Source organism: Saccharomonospora halophila 8 (assembly GCF_000383775.1).
Lineage (GTDB): Bacteria > Actinomycetota > Actinomycetes > Mycobacteriales > Pseudonocardiaceae > Saccharomonospora > Saccharomonospora halophila.
Window position 1 is genome coordinate 2,834 of sequence record NZ_KB912559.1, and the last position, 3,687, is coordinate 6,520.

At 69.2% G+C, this 3,687-nt stretch carries 3 protein-coding genes and 1 pseudogene; 3 read left to right on the top strand and 1 reads right to left on the bottom strand.

Annotation, left to right across the window (positions count from 1 at the left end; genetic code table 11):
* The 3 genes and pseudogenes from SACHA_RS24565 to groL form a co-directional block, all read left to right on the top strand.
* Nucleotides 1-165, top strand: a pseudogene (locus SACHA_RS24565) (tRNA (adenosine(37)-N6)-threonylcarbamoyltransferase complex transferase subunit TsaD); the annotation flags it as partial.
* A gap of 470 nt (nt 166-635) precedes the next feature.
* Nucleotides 636-929: a co-chaperone GroES gene (gene groES, locus SACHA_RS0113465; RefSeq protein ID WP_028663163.1), complete on the top strand. Its 294-nt coding sequence runs from the start codon at nt 636-638 to the stop codon at nt 927-929.
* A gap of 201 nt (nt 930-1,130) precedes the next feature.
* Entirely contained in the window at nt 1,131-2,735 is a 1,605-nt protein-coding gene (gene groL / locus SACHA_RS0113470) for a chaperonin GroEL (RefSeq protein ID WP_019810624.1), read from the top strand.
* A gap of 177 nt (nt 2,736-2,912) precedes the next feature.
* Here groL and SACHA_RS0113475 read toward each other — a convergent pair whose 3' ends face one another.
* Nucleotides 2,913-3,215, bottom strand: coding sequence for a WhiB family transcriptional regulator (locus SACHA_RS0113475; protein ID WP_007026370.1), 303 nt, complete (start codon nt 3,213-3,215; stop codon nt 2,913-2,915).
* Nucleotides 3,216-3,687 lie beyond the last annotated feature (472 nt).

The window sequence follows — 3,687 nt, forward strand, 5'->3', positions numbered from 1 at the left end:
GCCGCGGCGGGCCTCGAACTGCGGGTGCCGCGTCCGCGGCTGTGCACCGACAACGGCGCGATGATCGCCGCGCTCGGTGCGCATCTCGTCGCCGGGGGAGGCGCACCGAGCGCGCTCGACCTCTCCGCCGACCCGGCCCTGCCGGTGAACACCGTCTCGGTGTAGCGGCCGGTCCGGGTGCGTCCGGCGAGGAAGATGTGCCGTCCGTGCCGGAGGCGGTCGAAGTACTCGCGGCCCGGCGCGAGCCCGGCGTTCTCGGCGTGGACGGCGTAGCGGTGACGCCGCCGACGAGCGCTCGGCGACGGTTCGTCCTCCGGGGCTGAAATCTCACCGAAAGTGGCACGGTGTGTCTCCCAGCGTGGTGTCGCCCGTGGCCGGAACGGCGACAGTGCCGCTCCGGCGGGTGACCGGCCGCACGCGAAGGGGTGATCCCGGGGCGTGCCCACGGTGCCGCCACCGGCGGTTCGGCACCGTGGGGACGGGGTACCCTGGTTGCGCGGCTAGCACTCCGATCGCTAGAGTGCTAATCGCACACGGCACCGCACACGCCCCGGCACCCGCGACGGCGGGGTGGTAGGAGCCGTACCCAACTAGGTACCTGCCAACGCTTTCGACGACCCGTGGAGGTCAATCCGGTGAGCGTGAACATCAAGCCGCTCGAGGACAAGATCGTTGTCCAGAGGAGCGAGGCCGAGGAGACGACGGCTTCCGGCCTGGTCATCCCCGACACCGCGAAGGAAAAGCCCCAGGAGGGCAAGGTCCTGGCCGTGGGCCCGGGCCGCATCGACGACAAGGGTAACCGCATCCCGGTGGATGTCCAGGAAGGCGACGTCGTCATCTACTCCAAGTACGGCGGCACCGAGGTCACGTACAACGGCGACGAGTACCTGATCCTGTCCGCCCGCGACGTGCTGGCCGTCGTCAACTGACGACCCGCGCACGCATTGACGCCCCGGGCCCCGCACCGAGCCGGGGTACCGGGGCGTTTCGCGCACCGCATCCGTTGCGGGAGTGCACCGCGTCTGTCGTGGGAGTGCGGGCGGGCGGGCCCGGACCGGGGCACCCGGGACCGGCTGTGATCCCGCCGCGCAGGGACGTTCCCGCGGCAGCCTCACGCAGAGAGGTATTCCATGCCAAAGCAGATCAACTTTGACGAGGACGCTCGTCGGGCGCTGGAGCGCGGGGTCGACAAGCTCGCCGACGCGGTCAAGGTGACCCTGGGGCCGCGTGGGCGTCACGTCGTGCTGGACAAGAAGTTCGGCGGCCCCACGATCACGCTGGACGGCGTCACGGTCGCCCGGGAGATCGAACTGGAGGACCCGTTCGAGAATCTGGGCGCGCAGCTGGTCAAGAGCGTGGCCACCAAGACCAACGACGTCGCCGGGGACGGCACCACGACGGCCACCGTGCTGGCGCAGTCGCTGGTGTCGGTCGGCCTGCGCAACGTGGCCGCGGGTGCCAACCCGACCGCGTTGGGCAACGGCGTCCAGGCCGCCGCCGACAAGGTGGTCGAGGTCCTCAAGGACAAGGCCACCCCGGTCAAGGGCCGGGACAACATCGCCCAGGTCGGCACCGTGACCTCGCGGGACTCCGACATCGGCGCCCTGCTCGGCGAGGCCGTGGAGAAGGTCGGCGAGGACGGCGTCATCACCGTGGAGGAGTCCTCCACGATGGCCACCGAACTGGACATCACCGAGGGTGTGCAGTTCGACAAGGGCTACCTGTCGGCCTACTTCGCGACCAACCCGGAGGAGCAGCGGGCGATCCTGGAGAACGCCTACGTGCTGCTGCACCGCGACAAGATCTCGTCGCTGCAGGAGCTGCTCCCGATGCTGGAGAAGGTCGCCGAGGAGAAGAAGCCGCTGGTCATCATCGCCGAGGATGTCGAGGGCGAGGCGCTGTCCACGCTGGTGGTCAACGCCGCGCGCAAGACGATCAACGCGGTGGCCGTGAAGGCGCCGTTCTTCGGTGACCGCCGCAAGGCCTTCCTGGAGGACCTCGCCGTCGTGACCGGCGGTCAGGTCGTCTCCTCCGAGGTGGGCATGAAGCTGTCCGAGGTCGGGCTGGAGGTGCTCGGCAAGGCGCGCCGCATCGACATCACCAAGGACAACACCACGATCGTGGACGGTGCGGGCACCAAGGACGACATCAACGCCCGGATCGCCCAGATCCGCAAGGAGATCGAGAGCACCGACTCCGACTGGGACCGCGAGAAGCTGCAGGAGCGCCTGGCCAAGCTGGGCGGCGGCGTCGCGGTGATCCGCGTGGGCGCGGCCACCGAGACGGAGCTCAACGAGCGCAAGCACCGGATCGAGGACGCCGTGGCGTCCACCAAGGCCGCCGTCGAGGAGGGCATCGTGCCCGGCGGCGGTTCGGCCCTGGTCCACGCCGCCCGGGAACTCGAGGGCAACCTCGGGCTGACCGGCGACGAGGCCACCGGTGTGAAGATCGTGCGGGAGGCACTGACCGCGCCGCTGTACTGGATCGCGAACAACTCGGGTCACGAGGGCGCGATCGTGGTCTCCAAGGTGAAGGAGCAGGGTTGGGGCCAGGGCCTCGACGTGGGCACCGGTGACCTCACCGACCTGCCCGCCTCGGGCGTCGTGGACCCGGTCAAGGTCACCCGCTCCGCGGTGGCGAACGCCGCTTCGATCACCCGGCTCGTGCTCACCACGGAGAGCTCCGTGGTGGACAAGCCCGAGGAGGAGGACGAGGAGTCCGGCCACTCCCACTGACCGCACCGGGCGGACCGCCGGGTCCGCGCCGGACGGCGCCGCGCCGTCCGGGGTGAACGTCGAACGGGGCGGCACTCCCCAGGGGGTGCCGCCCCGTTCTGTGTGTCGGGAAGGACGCACTCGCCCAGTTCGGCCTTCCCGACGACTCGTCGACCGTATCGATCTCGCCGCGCCGTGTCAGCGAACCGTGAGACTCAGGGAACGTCGCTGGGAACGGAGGATGCTCTCGCGTTCCGACTCGGACAGCCCACCCCAGATGCCGTAGGGTTCGTGCACGGCCAGCGCGTGTTCCCGGCACATCTCCAGTACCGGACAGGTGTGGCAGATGGCCTTGGCCCGGGCTTCCCTCCGTGCCCGCGCCGGACCTCGTTCCCCGTCCGGGTGGAAGAAGGAACCGCTGTCCATCCCCCGACAGGCCCCCTCCAGCTGCCAGTCCCACACGTCGGCGTTCGGCCCGGGGAGTCTGCGCGTGTCTGCCATTCGTGACCGCCTCCGATATCCGGCACCACGCTGCCGGATTCTGCAGTTGTCGTAGTGCGGACTACTCCATTTGGTGCAACGCGCGTAACGCTAGAAGCCCGAACAACCGTTGTTCAAGGGCTGTGCCACATTTCCACCGATAGGTCTTACGCGCCCGTGTGATCGGTGACACGTCGCTGAGAAATGGACTCGCCATTTCACTCTCGCGAGTCCTCAAGGGGTGTTCCAGTATTCCGAACGAAGGTTTCAACCTTACCCAGTGTGTAGTTGATCACTCGATCAGGGGATGATGATGCGGTGACTCTCGGGACACGGGCCCTCCGCGAGACCGCCTTCGGCGATCCGGACCGGGGCGTCCCGCCGTCGCCGTGTCCCGCCGGGGCCGATCCCGCGACCGGATGGCTGAACGCCGTGGCGCTCGGGGCTCAGGGGCGTTACGCGGCGGCGGCGAGCCTGCTCGAACCGCTCTGCC